Source organism: Planktothrix sp., assembly GCF_046067725.1.
Classification (GTDB): Bacteria; Cyanobacteriota; Cyanobacteriia; order Cyanobacteriales; family Microcoleaceae; genus Planktothrix.
Map to the genome: position 1 here is coordinate 1 of NZ_JBJUDF010000030.1, position 15646 is coordinate 15646.

General features: G+C 39.3%; 14 protein-coding genes and 1 riboswitch. Of the genes, 10 read left to right on the forward strand and 4 right to left on the reverse strand.

The window, feature by feature from the left end:
• The 7 genes from ACKPEB_RS01645 to ACKPEB_RS01675 form a co-directional block, all read left to right on the forward strand.
• On the forward strand, positions 1–849 hold an 849-nt coding region (locus ACKPEB_RS01645; protein ID WP_408963034.1), incomplete at its 5' end, for a glycosyltransferase.
• A 96-nt stretch (positions 850–945) separates the two neighbouring features.
• A riboswitch (guanidine-I (ykkC/yxkD leader) is annotated at positions 946–1086 on the forward strand.
• 84 nt (positions 1087–1170) lie between these two features.
• Complete coding sequence (gene speB, locus ACKPEB_RS01650; RefSeq protein ID WP_408963035.1) at positions 1171–2364, forward strand: agmatinase; 1194 nt, start codon at positions 1171–1173, stop codon at positions 2362–2364.
• Between the two features lie 65 nt (positions 2365–2429).
• Complete coding sequence (gene hypA / locus ACKPEB_RS01655; RefSeq protein WP_408963036.1) at positions 2430–2837, forward strand: hydrogenase maturation nickel metallochaperone HypA; 408 nt, start codon at positions 2430–2432, stop codon at positions 2835–2837.
• Between the two features lie 52 nt (positions 2838–2889).
• The gene (gene hypB / locus ACKPEB_RS01660; protein ID WP_408963037.1) at positions 2890–3594 is read left to right on the forward strand and encodes a hydrogenase nickel incorporation protein HypB; all 705 of its coding nucleotides are present in this window, start codon (positions 2890–2892) and stop codon (positions 3592–3594) included.
• Between the two features lie 47 nt (positions 3595–3641).
• Positions 3642–4676, forward strand: a complete 1035-nt coding sequence (locus ACKPEB_RS01665) for an ABC transporter substrate-binding protein (protein ID WP_408963038.1) — start codon at positions 3642–3644, stop codon at positions 4674–4676.
• Entirely contained in the window at positions 4654–5490 is an 837-nt protein-coding gene (locus tag ACKPEB_RS01670) for an ABC transporter permease (protein ID WP_408963039.1), read from the forward strand. Before ACKPEB_RS01665 ends, ACKPEB_RS01670 begins: the two co-directional genes overlap by 23 nt.
• Before the next feature lie 136 nt (positions 5491–5626).
• Positions 5627–6406: an ABC transporter ATP-binding protein gene (locus ACKPEB_RS01675; RefSeq protein ID WP_408963047.1), complete on the forward strand. Its 780-nt coding sequence runs from the start codon at positions 5627–5629 to the stop codon at positions 6404–6406.
• A 15-nt stretch (positions 6407–6421) separates the two neighbouring features.
• Here the strand turns inward: ACKPEB_RS01675 and ylqF are convergent, their stop codons facing one another.
• Together ylqF and ACKPEB_RS01685 are read right to left on the reverse strand one after the other, a co-directional pair.
• Positions 6422–7255 carry a ribosome biogenesis GTPase YlqF gene (gene ylqF, locus ACKPEB_RS01680; protein ID WP_408963040.1) on the reverse strand — a complete coding sequence of 278 codons (834 nt, stop codon included), beginning with the start codon at positions 7253–7255 and terminating at the stop codon, positions 6422–6424.
• 68 nt (positions 7256–7323) lie between these two features.
• On the reverse strand, positions 7324–7740 hold the full coding sequence (locus tag ACKPEB_RS01685; RefSeq protein WP_408963041.1) for a universal stress protein: 417 nt from the start codon (positions 7738–7740) through the stop codon (positions 7324–7326).
• A 166-nt stretch (positions 7741–7906) separates the two neighbouring features.
• Between ACKPEB_RS01685 and ACKPEB_RS01690 the strand changes: the two genes are divergently transcribed.
• Together ACKPEB_RS01690 and ACKPEB_RS01695 are read left to right on the forward strand one after the other, a co-directional pair.
• Complete coding sequence (locus ACKPEB_RS01690) at positions 7907–9106, forward strand: phosphoglycerate kinase (RefSeq protein ID WP_408963042.1); 1200 nt, start codon at positions 7907–7909, stop codon at positions 9104–9106.
• Positions 9107–9589: 483 nt separating this feature from the next.
• Positions 9590–9769 (forward strand): hypothetical protein, encoded by a 180-nt coding sequence (locus ACKPEB_RS01695; RefSeq protein ID WP_408963043.1) that lies wholly within the window; start codon positions 9590–9592, stop codon positions 9767–9769.
• A gap of 125 nt (positions 9770–9894) precedes the next feature.
• Here ACKPEB_RS01695 and ACKPEB_RS01700 read toward each other — a convergent pair whose 3' ends face one another.
• Positions 9895–11307, reverse strand: coding sequence for a flippase (locus tag ACKPEB_RS01700; protein ID WP_408963044.1), 1413 nt, complete (start codon positions 11305–11307; stop codon positions 9895–9897).
• A 174-nt stretch (positions 11308–11481) separates the two neighbouring features.
• Here ACKPEB_RS01700 and ACKPEB_RS01705 point away from each other — a divergent pair, with 174 nt between their 5' ends.
• The gene (locus ACKPEB_RS01705) at positions 11482–13212 is read left to right on the forward strand and encodes an NFACT family protein (protein ID WP_408963045.1); all 1731 of its coding nucleotides are present in this window, start codon (positions 11482–11484) and stop codon (positions 13210–13212) included.
• 127 nt (positions 13213–13339) lie between these two features.
• On the opposite strand, the gene ACKPEB_RS01710 is transcribed toward ACKPEB_RS01705, so the two are convergent.
• Positions 13340–15646, reverse strand: a 2307-nt coding sequence (locus ACKPEB_RS01710; protein WP_408963046.1) for an SbcC/MukB-like Walker B domain-containing protein, incomplete at its 5' end; no start/stop codon positions are given.

Below are 15646 nucleotides of genomic sequence, written 5' to 3' on the forward strand. Positions count from 1 at the left end.
GGAATTGTTAAATATCAATCGGTTCCTGATATTCCTCAGATTGCTCAAACTCGATTAAATATTGATCAACTTTGTTTAGAAACCGCAGAACGAATTGTGGCTACTAGCCCCCAAGAACAACAGTTTTTACGGGAATTAGTGTCTCCATTGGGCAAAATAGATATTATTCCCTGTGGAACTAATATTGAAAAATTGGGTAAAATTTCAAAGACGGATGCAAGAGAAAAGTTAGGGTTTAATTCTGAAGATAAAATCGTATTTTATATTGGTCGTTTTGATTCCCGCAAAGGCATTGAAACCTTGGTTAGAGCTATGGCAGAGTCTAAATTTCGCCATTCTCCTAACTTAAAATTAATCATTGGGGGCGGTTCTCGTTCAGGGTGTAGTGATGGCTTAGAATGCGATCGTATTAGAAAAATTGTTCATGAATTAGGGTTAAATGATATGACCTTATTTACAGGTAGAATATTAGATGAAGACCTGCCATTATATTATCGGGCGGCGGATGTTTGTGTGGTTCCGAGCCATTATGAACCCTTCGGTTTAGTCGCCATTGAATCTATGGCAAGTTATACTCCTGTCGTCGCTTCTGATGTGGGCGGATTAAAATTTACTGTTATTCCTGAAGTTACGGGGTTATTATGTCCGCCTAAAAATCATCTAGCCTTTACTGAAGCGATTGATCGCATTTTATCTCATCCTGAGTGGGCAAAAAAACTGGGAGAAGCGGGAAGGAAACAAGTAGAAGCCCAATTTAGTTGGTCAGGAGTCGCCTTAAAATTAAGCGAGCTTTATACTCAACTTCTAAGTGAACCTGCCCAACGATTAACAATAAAACAGAAGTTTTAGCAGGACTTCCTCAGAAACCGGGTTTTTAATTTTTGTAACTTTAGATACTGTCTTTAGAAGCCGAACTTGTTAAGTTCAGCATAAGTTTAACCGACAATTAATCGCTTCTAGGGTTCCGGTTGATGGCAAATTGCTGAAAACGACAGGTCCGAGAGAAGCAAGCTACCCTCAATACCGTTTTTGATTCCAGACCGTTGATCATGGGTAGCTACACGGCGGGAAAAAAGCCCGGGAGAATTGTTTGTGAGTGGACGTACCTCGCAACGGCTCTCGGCTTTTTGCAGGGTACGGAATTGATCTGTATCCCCCAGGAGTAATTTCATGAGTGAGCTATCTTTTTTTCAACCTCCCGATGAAAATGTTAATGGATTTTCAAGCGAAGCTCAACGGGCATTAGAACGAGAAAATCGCCTTCCCTTAACGGGTTGGCAACAAGAAGTGGATCGCGGTTTAGAATACGGTTTAGAAGCCGCAGAAAGTATTCAAGATCGAAGAATTCCGACCTTTTCCAGAGGAGAATTACCCCATTATGCGGGCATTAATACGTTTCTGAAAGCTCCTTATTTAGAAGATGTTCGTTTAGTCGGCAATTATGACGTTGCGGTGATAGGAGTTCCCCATGATTCGGGTACAACCTATCGCCCTGGAACCCGATTTGGCCCCCAAGGAATTCGGCGGATTTCTGCTCTTTATACCCCCTACAATTTTGAATTAGGAGTTGATTTACGCGAGCAAATTACCCTTTGTGATGTGGGGGATATTTTCACCATTCCTGCTAATAATGAAAAATCTTTTGATCAAATTTCTAAAGGTGTTGCTCATGTTTTTAGTTCCGGTGCATTTCCGATTATTTTAGGAGGAGATCATTCGATTGGTTTTCCGACTGTTCGCGGTGTTTGTCGGCATTTAGGCGATAAAAAAGTTGGGATTATTCACTTTGACCGTCACGTTGATACTCAGGAAACAGATTTAGATGAACGAATGCACACTTGCCCCTGGTTTCACGCCACCAACATGAAGAATGCTCCGGCTAAAAATTTAGTTCAATTAGGAATTGGAGGTTGGCAAGTTCCCCGTGAAGGCGTTAAGGTTTGTCGAGAACGAGCAACTAATATTCTCACGGTGACTGATATTACAGAAATGGGGTTAGATGCGGCGGCAAACTTTGCTTTAGAACGAGCATTAGATGGGACAGATTGTGTGTATATTAGTTTCGATATTGACTGTATTGATGCAGGTTTTGTCCCCGGTACAGGATGGCCGGAACCTGGGGGTTTATTACCACGTGAAGCTTTACATTTACTCAAAAGAATTGTGCAGAATGCTCCGGTTTGTGGGTTAGAAGTCGTTGAAGTTTCCCCCCCTTACGATATCAGCGATATTACGTCTTTAATGGCAACTCGCGTGATTTGCGATACCCTTGCCCATCTCGTTATTTCAGGACAATTACCCCGCCAACAAAAACCTACTTATATTCACCCTGAAGCTCAACCGGAACGGGTTCAATGGGCATAAATTAGGTATCGGGTTTCTAATGATTTTCCCATCTTTTGCTGTCTACTCTCTCCTGTTTATTAATTATGCACGAAACTGACATGACTAAGGCATTAATTCTAACGGTAAAAGACTGGTGTAATTCACAGGGAAAACCTGCTAAAATTGATAAAATTCATTTAATTGTGGGCAAATTTACCTGTGTAGAACCTGTTAGTTTACAGTTTGCGTTTGAAGTGCAAACCCGCAATAGTTTTTTAGAAGGGGTAATTCTGGAAATTCAAGAAACTCCATTAATTGCCTATTGTCATCATTGCCAAACTGAATATTCTCCAGAAATCGGTTTACATTATGCTTGTCCCACCTGTCAGTCGCCGATGGAGGATATTCGTTCCGGTCGGGAATTAAAAATTGATCGTATTGAATATTCAATAACACCGAACAGGGAGGAAAAAAGTTCACCGTCTGGTTTGCGCCTTCAGTCTCTATCCTAACTGCCAGCACGACTGCTATAAACTCGAATTGAATTAATAACAGGAGAACAAAATGCACCAAACCTTTGATGTTAGTTTAGGAATTAATTTACTCCATGCTAATCAACATTTAGCCGATGATAACCGATCCCATTTTGATGAATGGGGAATCACCTGTTTTAATATGATGAGTAGTCCAGGGGCAGGAAAAACAGTTTTATTAGAAAAAACCCTAGCTGCTTTAAATCAAGAGTTAAAATTAGCGGTCATAGAAGGAGATATGACCACCGAATTAGATGCAGAACGGTTGCGCCAATATCATGTTCCTGTAATTGCGATTAATACCGGACGTTCCTGCCATTTAGATGCCAAAATGGTCTGGGGGGGAATTCATCAATTAGAACAAAATTATGATCCCCAAAGTTTTGATTTAATCTTTGTTGAAAATGTAGGAAATTTAGTGTGTCCGGCGGAATTTGAAGTGGGAGAACACGCTAAAGTTGCACTATTAAGTGTGACAGAAGGAGAAGATAAACCCTTAAAATATCCGATTATGTTTCAGGAAGCAGATTGTTTATTAATTACAAAAATGGACTTGGCTCCCTATTTAAAAATTGATGTTGAACGCATTATAGCTAATGTTCGCCAAATGAATTCTAATGTTAAAATTATTCCTGTTTCTGCTCAAACCGGAGAAGGGTTAGAAACTTGGTTGGAGTGGGTAAAAATTCAAGTAAAGTTAAAACAAACCTTAACCCCGGAAGCCTTAAATCGTTAGTTTATTTAATTCTAAAAAATTAACAATTTTAGCATGAGGTTTAATTAATGAAACGCCGAAAAATCTTATCTTTATTAGGGCTATTTCTAGCGAGTTTAGTGTTTGTTGTCAGTTGTAATCAATCCCCGAATTCAACACCCAATAATACCTCAACTCCCCAAACTCCCCCCCTGATTATAGGATATAGTAATTGGTCGGGATGGTGGCCTTGGGCGATCGCAGAATCCGAAGGATTATTTAAAGCTAATGGGTTAAACGTTGAATTAAAATGGTTTGATGGCTATTTAGAATCCTTACAAGCCATGGCAGCAGGACAATTAGATGCAAACTGCCAAACCTTAAATGATACGATTGCTTTTGTCGGTGATTCTAAAAATGGTCAAGTAGCGGTTTTAGTGAATGATAATTCCGCCGGAAATGATAAAATTATTGTAGCAGAAAATATTAATACAATTCAAGATCTAAAAGGTAAAAAAGTCGCTGTAGAAGAAGGCTTAGTCAATGATTTCTTACTCGCCTTAGCCTTAGAAAAAGAGGGGATGTCTCGTCCAGATGTTGAAATTGTTAACTTAGAAACGGGGGCTGCTGCTGCTGCTTTCGTCGCGGGACAAGTAGACGCAGTGGGGGCATTTCCTCCCTTTTGGTTAACGGCACTCCAACGAAAAGGAAGTAAAGAGTTAATTAGTTCTAAAGAATTTCCAGGGGCTATTCCCGATTTATTAGTCGTGAGTCAAAAATTAATTCAAGACCGTCCTCAAGTGGTTCAAGGATTAGTTAAAACTTGGTTTGATATTCGAGAGTTTATGACAAAAAATCCAGAAAAAGCCAATGAAATTATGGCAAAACGGGCGGGGGTTTCTGCGGAAGAATTCAAAATGTTTAATGAAGGCACAAAATTTTTTACCATTCAGGACAATTTAGAAGCCTTTACCCCCGGAGACTCGATGAAACATTTACCTTTTGCTGCCCAAAAAATGAGTGACTTTATGTTACAAGTGGGGTTCCTCAAAACGAAACCTAATTTAGATTCGATTTTAGATGCTCAATTCGTTAAAAAATATGCAGAAACCACAAAATCTTAATCCCATAGAATCCCCCAGTGTAAAAGCGTTAAAACCCACTATTTTTTGGCGAATTTCTGAAAACATTCCGGCTTCCCTAAATTGGGTATTAATGGTTCTTTCTATTGTCATTCCTTTGTGTTTATGGTGGGTATTTGCATTAATTCTCAATTCTCGCTTTCTTCCCACTCCTCCCCAAGTTTTACAAGCGGGTTTTAAACTTTGGGAAAAAGGGTATTTAGTTGAGGATGCCATCGCCAGTATTACACGGGTAACAATTGGATTTTTTCTAGGGGCATTATTGGCAATTCCGTTAGGAATTTCGATGGGCTCTTTTGCGAGTATTCGGGCATTAACCGAACCCTTAATAGGGATTTTACGCTATATGCCTGCCCCAGCATTTATTCCCCTTTTCGTCTTATATCTAGGAATTGATGAAGCCCCGAAAATCATGTTGATTTTTATTGGGACATTATTCTTTAATACCTTGATGATTATGGATGCGGTCAAGTTCGTTCCCAGAGATTTAATTGAAACTAGCTATACTTTAGGCGGAAATCGTCAACAAGTTTTCACCCAAGTTATTATTCCAGCCGTGATTCCCAATATTATTGATGCTTTAAGAATTAATATGGCAGCCGCGTGGAATTTAGTTGTTGTTGCCGAATTAATTGCCGCCGAAGTCGGACTGGGAAAACGGATTGTTATCGCTCAAAAATTTCTCAGAACCGATGAAATATTTGCCTGCTTAATTGTTCTGGGTTTAATTGGATTTGCGATTGATTTATCCTTCCGACTGCTGCTGAAAACGACCTGTAAATGGGCGGTTGATTAATACCTATCGTCCTCCAGAAATTTCTGGAATTATTGTATTCTACTTAACAGTTTATGAACTCATTGTGATTTTAAATTATTCCAATAAGCTTGGTTTTGATAGTTCCGATAAAATTATTAATTTTGAACAATTAAAAATGCACTTAGAAATCAACAATCTCCATAAACAATTCCCGACTAAGAAAGGTTTTTTAGTAGCCTTACAAAATATTAATCTGCACGTTGAAACCGGAGAATTCGTCTGTGCTGTTGGTGCATCGGGTTCAGGAAAATCTACCTTATTAAGAATGATTGCCGGATTAGACTATCCCACTTCTGGTAAAATTATAGTCGATGGCATGGAAGTCACCGGGCCAGGAGCAGACCGGGGAATGGTGTTTCAACGCTATACCTTATATCCCTGGTTAACCGTACAAAAAAATGTTGAATTTGGCTTAAAATTACAGGGGGTTTCCCATCAACAACGCCGAGAACAAGCTTCCTATTATTTAGATGTGGTTGGGTTAACTGCTTTTGCCCAATGTTATCCTAAACAACTTTCCGGCGGCATGAAACAACGGGTTGCCATTGCCCGTGCCTTAGCGACCCAACCCAAAATTTTATTAATGGATGAACCCTTTGGGGCGTTAGATATTCAAACCAAAGAAACCATGCAGCAATTTCTACTGCAATTGTGGCAAAAAACAGGATGTACAATTTTAATGATTACCCATGACGTTGAAGAAGCCGTCTTTTTATCCCAGAGAATTTATGTATTAAGTGCCAGACCTGGACAAATTCAAGAGGAATTTGTCATTGATTTACCCGACGAACGCAACTATAAAATCAAACGTCAATTTCAATTTCAAAACTATGTCGGTGACATTATGGATTTACTCCGAGGCAGCAAAGAAGTTTCTATCAATGCCTATGTTTAATTACCATCTCTGTCATTAATGAGGCGGTAATTCTAAGGCAATATTTCCTAATAATCCCTTGCGAAAATCATTTAATAATTGACGGGCGGTTCTTTCAATATCTCCTTTATGTCTGTATTCTGCTAATTCCTGTAAATAAACTTCCCCACTCAACGTCTTAAACTCTAATTGATACCGGGCGGCTAATAAATGTTGTAAATTGAAATCTTGTAAGAACTCGATTAATGCTATTGCAACTTGTTGATTTTCATAAGCCGCTTCCCCAATATCTTCACAAATCGCTAATTTTAAGGCATCTTCTTGTTTTTTGATTTGAGTCGGAATCACCCCTGGCGCATCCAATAATTCCAAAGTCTCGGAAATTCTCACCCATCTTAACTGACGAGTTACCCCCGCCCGTCGGGCACTTTCCACCACTCGGCGCTTTAATAAGCGATTAATTAACGCCGATTTTCCCACATTGGGAAACCCAATCACCACCGCCCGCACCGGACGAGGTAACATCCCTCGTGAGGCCCGTTTTTCATTGAGTTGTACCCCCGCTAATTGGGCCGCTTTAGCCACCGCCTCCACCCCATTCCCCAACTGAGCATTAGTAAAATAAGCGGTTTCCCCCCCTTGCTGAAACCACTCCTCCCACTGTTTCTGAATATGAGAAGGAATCATATCCATACGGTTAATCACCAACACCTTTGTTTTACTTCCGACCCAATGGGGAACCTGGGGATGATGGGTTGCTAGAGGTATCCGAGCATCTCGCACCTCCAAAATCACATCCACTCGTTTGAGTTGTTCAGTGAGGGTGCGTTCTGCTTTGGCAATATGACCGGGATACCATTGGATAGACATAGGGTTATGGGGTAGGGGGAGAAGAGGAGCAGAGGGGGCAGGGGGAGTAGGGGGAGGTAGGGGTTCTGTTAGGGAACAACGAGAACGGGACAGGGAGACAAGTTAATGATGCGGTTGGTGACGCTATCGGCGGCACCTTCTTCAGTCAGACCAGTGCCCCGACTGCCGATGACGATTAAATTAGCATCGATTTCATCGGCAACATCACAAATGGTAAAGGCGGGCTTTCCTTGCCGTTCTAGCATTTTAACCTCAATCCCATCCTGAGAAAACAGGGTTTTGGCCTGTTCGAGTAAGTCCGCCACCGCTTCCGGGGACGTCATCTGTTCCGCATGGGGGGGAGCCTCTACAACTTCAGCATCCGGTTCTACAACCGCCAGAACATAGAGACTAGACCCATAAGTTTTGACAAGGTTTGTCACAATTACAGCCGCCTCATGGGCTTCACGGCTTTGGTCAATGGCAAATAAAACGGTTTTAAACATAATCGCGCATCTCCAAGACGCGGACTTCGGTAGAATGTTTACTGTGAACGATTGGGTGGTAGACCTCATTGGTCAGCCAGACAGCATCAAACTGTCTGAAACCTGACCCATGCCACCTAAAATTTAATCTGATTTAGACAATAACAGATCCAAGGAGGATAATCCTGTGTCAAAAAAAACTGTAGCAGATTTATCAGCATCAGATTTATCTGGAAAACGGGTATTAGTGCGGGTTGATTTTAATGTTCCCTTAGATAACGGTGCGATTACCGATGATACACGGATTCGCGCGGCTCTGCCGACGATTCAAGATTTAACTTCCAAAGGTGCTAAAGTGATTTTAACCAGCCACTTTGGTCGTCCCAAAGGCATAGACGACTCCATGCGTTTAACCCCGGTGGCAGCCCGGTTATCGGAATTGTTAGGCAAACCTGTTAAGAAATGTGACGATTGCATTGGGGATGAAGTCGCTCAAGCGGTTGCTCAAATGCAAAATGGCGATGTTACTGTTTTAGAAAATGTCCGTTTTTATCCCGAAGAAGAAAAGAATGATCCTGAATTTGCTAAAAAATTAGCTTCTGTTGCCGATTTATACGTTAATGATGCCTTTGGAACCGCCCACCGCGCCCATGCTTCCACCGAAGGAGTTACCCATTATTTAGAAACTTCTGTGGCGGGTTATTTAATTGAAAAAGAACTCCAGTTTTTACAAGGTGCGATTGAAAATCCCCAACGTCCTTTAGCCGCGATTGTGGGGGGTTCTAAAGTGTCTTCTAAAATTGGTGTGATTGAAGCTCTTTTAGATAAATGCGATAAATTGCTGTTAGGTGGTGGGATGATTTTCACCTTCTATAAAGCTCGCGGTTTAAATGTCGGTAAATCTTTGGTGGAAGAAGATAAACTCGATTTAGCTCGGTCTTTAGAAGCGAAAGCTAAAGAAAAAGGTGTCACGATGTTGTTACCGACCGATGTGATTGTTGCTGATAATTTTGCTCCCGATGCTAATGCTAAAACCGTTAGCATTAATGAGATTCCTGATGGTTGGATGGGATTAGATATTGGCCCGGATTCTGTTAAAGTCTTCCAAGATGCTTTAGGCGACTGCAAAACCGTGATTTGGAACGGCCCGATGGGGGTTTTTGAGTTTGAGAAATTTGCAGCCGGAACTAAAGCGATCGCTTTAACATTAGCAGATTTAACCAAAACAGGCGCAATTACTATTATCGGTGGCGGTGACTCCGTTGCGGCTGTTGAACAGTTGAATTTAGGCGAACAAATGAGCCATATTTCCACCGGAGGCGGCGCGAGTTTAGAACTGTTAGAAGGAAAAGTTTTACCCGGAATTGCGGCGTTAAACGATCAGTAATTTTAGCTCAATTTGTCGGGGTGTGGCGATGTCATCCCCTCTAGGGGCGAGATGACTTCGCCCCTATTTTTTAGGTTTTGAATTGAACGGAAGTTCGACCGAATGTGATCATATCTAGCAGACTCAGCCCTAAATCACTAACGATAAACTGGGTTGATGTCTGGGAAAATCGCCCTAGAGCATCAAGATTTGTATAAAAATTGAATTCAGTATAAACTGGTAATAGAGATGTCAAACTCAATGTTATGAGTTTCCTCTACTATTTTTGATCTGCTACCAAACAGCCACTCATCTTTCCAGTCTACCTATCCCTAATCTTGTCTCCCCTGTTCTCAACAGACAATTTTTAGGCATAACACGATATTTACCGGATTTTTTATTAGATTCTGCTGCTCTGGCTCTATCAAAAGCCAAGGAAAGCAACAGAACGATTTTTCATGCACATTTTTCGTGATATTTCACTTCAATGGAGACTGGGAATTTATGTTAATTCTTTTGTTATCTTGGGTTGTTAACGGTAGTATTGCGTTGCCAGAACATTTGGAAATCAGAGGTATAGGCGTTCATTCTATTGTTCAAATCTCTAAAACTGCTCAACCTTTCATCATTGGGTCTTATGCTAATAAACATGGTGATAATGACCCAATTGTTCCTCCAAATTAAGAAAAAATCGGGAAACCCGCAGCATTATTATCCGTAATATTTACCCCAGTAATAGCTATCATTTCTCAGGATTAACTCAAAGAATGATAGCTATTAATATTATGTGTTATTGACTGTTGGGAGATTTAGACGGAAGGATTAGATGAACCCAGAAAACGAGAACGTTGAAATAAATAAAGAATAGCTAACAGTGAACCCACCATTAATGCAATTCCCAACCCTGGATGTAAACCATAAATAATAAAAGAAGGACAAGCGGCAGTTAATAAACTCAATAAAGCGATCACCCGAATGTGTTGAGCCATATGACTATATCCAGCACTGATCATAATTTGTAATCCTAACAAACATAAGCTAATTTCACTGATTAAAGTTGCGATCGCAGCACCTGGCCCACCAAAACGGGGAATTAAAAACCAATTAATCACGACATTACCCAAGGCTGTCCAAAATAAAATGTTGGGTAATCTTTTTTCTTGTCCCGTTGCTTGTAAAAACCGTTGAGATAAATTCCCAAACATACTAATGCCTAAACTCGGTAATAAAACCGCTAAAGAATAAACCGATTTAGCAAATTCAGGGCCATAAATTAACGGAAGTAAAATTTGTTGTAAAAATCCAGCAATCACAACCGCAGGTAAAACCCCCATTAATAACAAACGAGTTGCTTTATATAATTGTTCAGGTAAACGACTGGGATCATTCGCATGATATTTAGCAAATCGGGTAAAAACAACTTGGAAAATAACACGAGGTAAGGCAAAAAACATCTCCATCACTTTGTAAGCAGCACTATAATATCCAGCTTCAACGGTTGTGCCAATGGCTTGCAACATCACTAAATCTACTTGATAATATAAAATCCACAGTACCCCCGATAATGCAAAAGGATAAGCCATCCGTAATGAGTTCCAACAATCGCTAATCGTAAAGGGCGACCAAACCGGAAGTTTTCGACTGAGATAGTAAAGCAGAAATAGAATATCTAAAAGTCGCACGACAACAATCGTAATTACCACTAAAATCAAACTTTTCGTTGCATATAATACCCCCAAGGAAATTAGCACTGTAGCGGCACGTTCTAGGACAACAGACACCGTTTCTGTTCTAAACCATCCCATCCCTTTTAACGTACCTCTTAACGTCATTTTCATGGCACGGCAAATTTCTGAAAATACAACAATGTAACAGATTAATAAAGTGTTTTCATTGTTATATCCCATCAAGATTGAAATCGGATATAATAGAATAAAAGTTGGGATAGAAGTTAGCAGTTCTAAAACTAAAAACTGTATGGTTAATTTAGAACCGACTTCGGGATTAGCTGACACTTCTCGGTTCAGCAAAACAGGTAATCCAAACTGAATTAATAAAGCTAAAATTGCCCCTAATGCTGAAGCTGAGGTAAAAATTCCATACTGTTCTGGCCCCAAAACACGAGCTAACAGGATATAAAAAATAAAGGTTAAACCTAGAGTTGCTTCTCCTAAAAAAACATAGAGGTAAGACAAATCTAAACGAGTCAGGAAGTTTTTCATGGAAATTTACTCAAAAGCAAGTTAGTGAATATCAACTGTTTAGAAGTTGATGAAAAATAATAGAAAGATTGAAAACCAGTATAATTTAAAAAAACGTCATCCTCAAAATTAAGTAGAGTTTTGGGAAAAAATGGTGAGACAATAGTAAATGGGTAAGGTGATCAGGCAACTTTTATGCAATCTGTTGATTTAACCACATTAATCGCAAGCTGTTGTGAACTGCGTCAAAACTGGCTTCCAGCGCGGTTAGAACAGGTGTATCAACGCGATCGCTTTACGATTTCTTTAGGGTTACGCACTCTCAAAGGTCGAGGTTGGTTAGATATTTCTTGGCATCCTCAAGCGGCTAGAATTTGTATCGGTGATGCGCCTCCCAGGGTTCCTGATACCTTTACCTTTAGTGATCAATTGCGTCATCAATTAGGAGGATTAGCATTAGTTGAAATTCAACAAATTGACCCTTGGGAGCGAATTTTAGATCTGCAATTTTCCCAACGTCCAGGGGATGAAATTCTCTGGCATTTGTATGTAGAAATTATGGGAAAATATAGTAATGTAATTTTAACCGGATCGGACAATCTAATTGTAACGGCTGCCCATCAAGTGAATTTACAACAATCAAGTGTCCGACCGATTTTAACCAGTCAACCTTATGAACTTCCCCCCAAATTAACAGAACCCATTCCCAGTTTAAATGAATCCCAATCCCGTTGGCAAGAGCGGGTTAGTTTAATTCCCAGTGCGTTAAAACAACAATTATTAAAAAACTATCGGGGTTTAAGTTCGGGGTTGGTTTTATCCATGATTAACGCAGCTAATTTAGAACCCAGTCAACCCACCAATACATTAACCTCAGAAGACTGGAATCGGTTATTTAAAAGTTGGCAAACTTGGCTAAATACTTTAGAAACCCAGAACTTTATTCCTTATTATACACCTAAAGGTTATGATATTATTCCTTGGAATTCAGAAACAGTTTCTAACGTTAAATCCGTTCAAGATTTACTCAATAACTATTATAAAAATCAATTAAATCAGCAGGAATTTAAGCAAATTCATCATCAAATTAGTCAAAAAATTAATAGTGTTTTAGCGAAACTCCAAGTTAAAGCGAATCAATTTATTCAACGGTTAGAGCAATCGGATGAAGCCGATTCCTATCGGGCAAAAGCTGATTTATTAATGGCATTTCTCCATGAATGGAAACCGGGAATGACAGAGATTGAGTTACCGGATTTTGAGACCGGAGACCCGGTTAAAATTCCCCTCAATCCAGAGAATAATGCTGTCCAGAATGCTCAAATTTTATATAAACGACATCAAAAGTTAAAACGAGCGAGAACAGCCGTTGAACCTTTATTAAATGAAGTAAAAACTGAAATTAATTATTTAGAACAAGTCGAGTCAGCCATTAGTCAAATTGAAACCTATCAAACCCCCGAAGATTTACAAACATTAGTCGAAATTCGAGAGGAGTTAATTCAACAAAGTTATCTGAATAGTTCTGATTATCGGAGTTCTAATTCTCCCTCATCTATAGAATTTTATCACTATCAAACCCCCAACGGTTTTGAAGTTTTAATTGGTCGAAATAATCGTCAAAATGATCAATTAACCTTTAAAGTCGCAACGGATTATGATTTATGGTTTCACACTCAAGAAATCCCTGGAAGTCATGTTTTATTACGGTTAAGTGCGGGACAGGTTGCTGATGATTTGGATTTACAATTTACGGCTAATTTAACCGCTTATTATAGTCGAGCCAGACAAAGTGAACAAGTTCCGGTTATTTATACAAAACCTAAGCACGTTTATAAACCCAAAGGTGCTAAACCTGGAATGGTCATTTATAAACAGGAAACCGTGATTTGGGGGAATCCTCAAAAAGCTGAAATCAATCATTAATTATCAGGAATAAATAGAGTCATCTTTATATTGTAGGGGTTTGATTCCTAAACCCGTTAAGAATATAGATCACCAGATCCAATTTTTGCCAGATTTTTTAACCTATATTACACAATAATTATAGCATCTAAATTGATAAATAAATTTGTGAACCTTGACTGGTTTTATGGACTTCAATTCTCGCTTGAAAAGCTTCTTTTAAACTGGGAATATGGGTGACAGTTAGAATACAAGCAAAATCAGAAGCGATCGCATTAATCGCCGCAATTAACCGATCGCATCCTTCCGCATCTTGAGTTCCAAAACCTTCATCAATAATTAACATTTGTAGAGAAGTTCCCGCTCGTTGAGCTAACAATTTAGCTAAAGCTAACCGAATGGCAAAATTAATTCTAAATGCTTCTCCCCCCGAATAAGTTTCATAAGAACGAGTTCCCCTCGCATCCGCAATTAAAATTTCTAAAGTTTCAATCATTTTAGCTGTTTTTGCTGAACGACTACTGCGTCCGGTGCGTTGGGTAACAAATTGAATATGAAGTTGATTAGCAGATAATCGAGATAAAATTTGATTGGTTTCTGCTTCTAATTGCGGTAAAACATTCTCAATCATTAACGCTTGAATTCCATTTTTTCCAAACGCCTGGGATAATTCTTGATAAACTCGATATTGACGACGAACAGTATTTAATTGTTCTTGGAGTTCCGTTTGTTGTGCATTAAGTTGTTCCAGTTGGGTTTGTTGTTGTTGTAAACTACCTAATTGACCTAAATAACTATCTAATTTTAGCCGTTGTTCTTGAATCAGTTGATCTAACTGTTTTAACGCTTCTGTGGGGTCGGGTGTTTCTTGTAATTGCTGTTGTAATAAGTCAATTTGTCCTTGAATCGCTTCTAAATTTTTTACTCGTTCTTGGGTGAGGGTTTCTAACTCTTCAATGCGTTGTTGCAGAATCGGATATTGTTGTTTGGCTTGGTTTAATTGTTCGGTGCGAGTTAACCACACTTGGGCTTGACGTAACTCGGCTCGAATTTTATTATGTTCCTCTACATTATACCCCATCTCGGTAATTTTTTGTTCAATTGCTAGAATTTCTTGTTGAATTTCTGAGGTATTTTTTTGTTCTGTTAACGTTTGGGTTAAGGTTTGAATTTGGGTTTCTAATTCTGGTTTTTGAGTTTGAATTTTCGTTAACTTCTCTTCCGCATCTCGAATTTGACTCGCTTTAATTTCTGCCCACCGATAGCGTTTTTCTTCATTTCTCGCTAAAGCATGGCTGTGTTCATTATAATTAATTTGGCTTAATTTTTGCTCTAACGTTTGTAATTCTGCATATAAATCCGTTGCATAACTCCCCGTTTCTAACATCTCTTGAACAGATTGTTGTTCTAAAATCAGTTGTTGTAATTGCTGTTCATCTTGATACAAACCTTCTAACTGAGCTTGAATTTTTCCTCGGTGTTCTCGTAATTCTTCATAGGGTAATAAATCCTGTTGAATTTGTCGATATTCCTCCTGTAATATTTTAATTTCTCGATCCGCAACCACTAATTGTTCATGAACAATCCAAATTTGATTTCTGAATTCCTGTTGTTGATTTCGCTGTTTAGAAATGACCAAATTCCAGTGATGTTCATCTAAGGGGCGATCGCACAACGGACAGGGGGGAAATTGCGATGGTAATAAGGGTGCATCATCGGTTTCTTTTTCTTCAGTTTCTGATTTTGATAACAGTTGAATTTTCTGCTCTAATTCGGCTAATTTTTCTTCATAATCCCGTTTGGTATTATTCAAACGTTCCATAAATTGATGACGTTCTTGTCCTTTTTCTCGTACTCGCAATTGATAAACTTTTTTCTTATCCAGTTCCGTAATTTGATTCCCAATCATTTGTAATTGTTCTTCTAATTGGGGGCGATGTTGTTTCAGGGTTCGTTGGAGTTTTCCCACCGAGGTTTTTAATTCTTCTAACCGAGCTTGTTGACGAGATTGAGATCGATCTAACTCGGTTTGTACCCGTTGACGATGTTGTAAAAGTGGCGTTACTTCTAATTGCAATTGGTCAAACTGATTTAAACGGGTTCGCGCCGTTTGTAACTGTTCTAACCCCACTTCAATATCAGGTTTTTGGCTTAAAATTTGTAAATAATCTTGTTCCTGTTGGGTTAACGCTTCAAACCGAGCTTGTAGGGTTTGAATTTGCTGTTGTAAGTCATTCAAATATTGACGTTGTTCTTCTTGTAACTGTTGACGACGCTGTTGATACTCTTGATAAAGTTTAAATTGACTAGATAGAGATTCTTCCGTAGTTTGTAGCGTTTGAAAATGGGTATATCCAGTTTGAATTTCCGTTTCTTGTTGTAAGACCGCTTCGAGTTCTTGACGTTGCTGTTGAGTGGCGGCTAATTCCTGTTGTAAACGTCGATAATCTTGGGA

Bases quoted from the DNA above. Each gene is read 5' to 3' on its own strand.
- speB (WP_408963035.1), top strand. From the start codon at position 1,171: ATGAGTGAGCTATCTTTTTTTCAACCTCCCGATGAAAATGTTAATGGA.
- hypA (WP_408963036.1), top strand. From the start codon at position 2,430: ATGCACGAAACTGACATGACTAAGGCATTAATTCTAACGGTAAAAGAC.
- hypB (WP_408963037.1), top strand. From the start codon at position 2,890: ATGCACCAAACCTTTGATGTTAGTTTAGGAATTAATTTACTCCATGCT.
- ACKPEB_RS01665 (WP_408963038.1), top strand. From the start codon at position 3,642: ATGAAACGCCGAAAAATCTTATCTTTATTAGGGCTATTTCTAGCGAGT.
- ACKPEB_RS01670 (WP_408963039.1), top strand. From the start codon at position 4,654: ATGCAGAAACCACAAAATCTTAATCCCATAGAATCCCCCAGTGTAAAA.
- ACKPEB_RS01675 (WP_408963047.1), top strand. From the start codon at position 5,627: ATGCACTTAGAAATCAACAATCTCCATAAACAATTCCCGACTAAGAAA.
- ylqF (WP_408963040.1), bottom strand. From the start codon at position 7,255: ATGTCTATCCAATGGTATCCCGGTCATATTGCCAAAGCAGAACGCACC.
- ACKPEB_RS01685 (WP_408963041.1), bottom strand. From the start codon at position 7,740: ATGTTTAAAACCGTTTTATTTGCCATTGACCAAAGCCGTGAAGCCCAT.
- ACKPEB_RS01695 (WP_408963043.1), top strand. From the start codon at position 9,590: ATGTTAATTCTTTTGTTATCTTGGGTTGTTAACGGTAGTATTGCGTTG.
- ACKPEB_RS01700 (WP_408963044.1), bottom strand. From the start codon at position 11,307: ATGAAAAACTTCCTGACTCGTTTAGATTTGTCTTACCTCTATGTTTTT.
- ACKPEB_RS01705 (WP_408963045.1), top strand. From the start codon at position 11,482: ATGCAATCTGTTGATTTAACCACATTAATCGCAAGCTGTTGTGAACTG.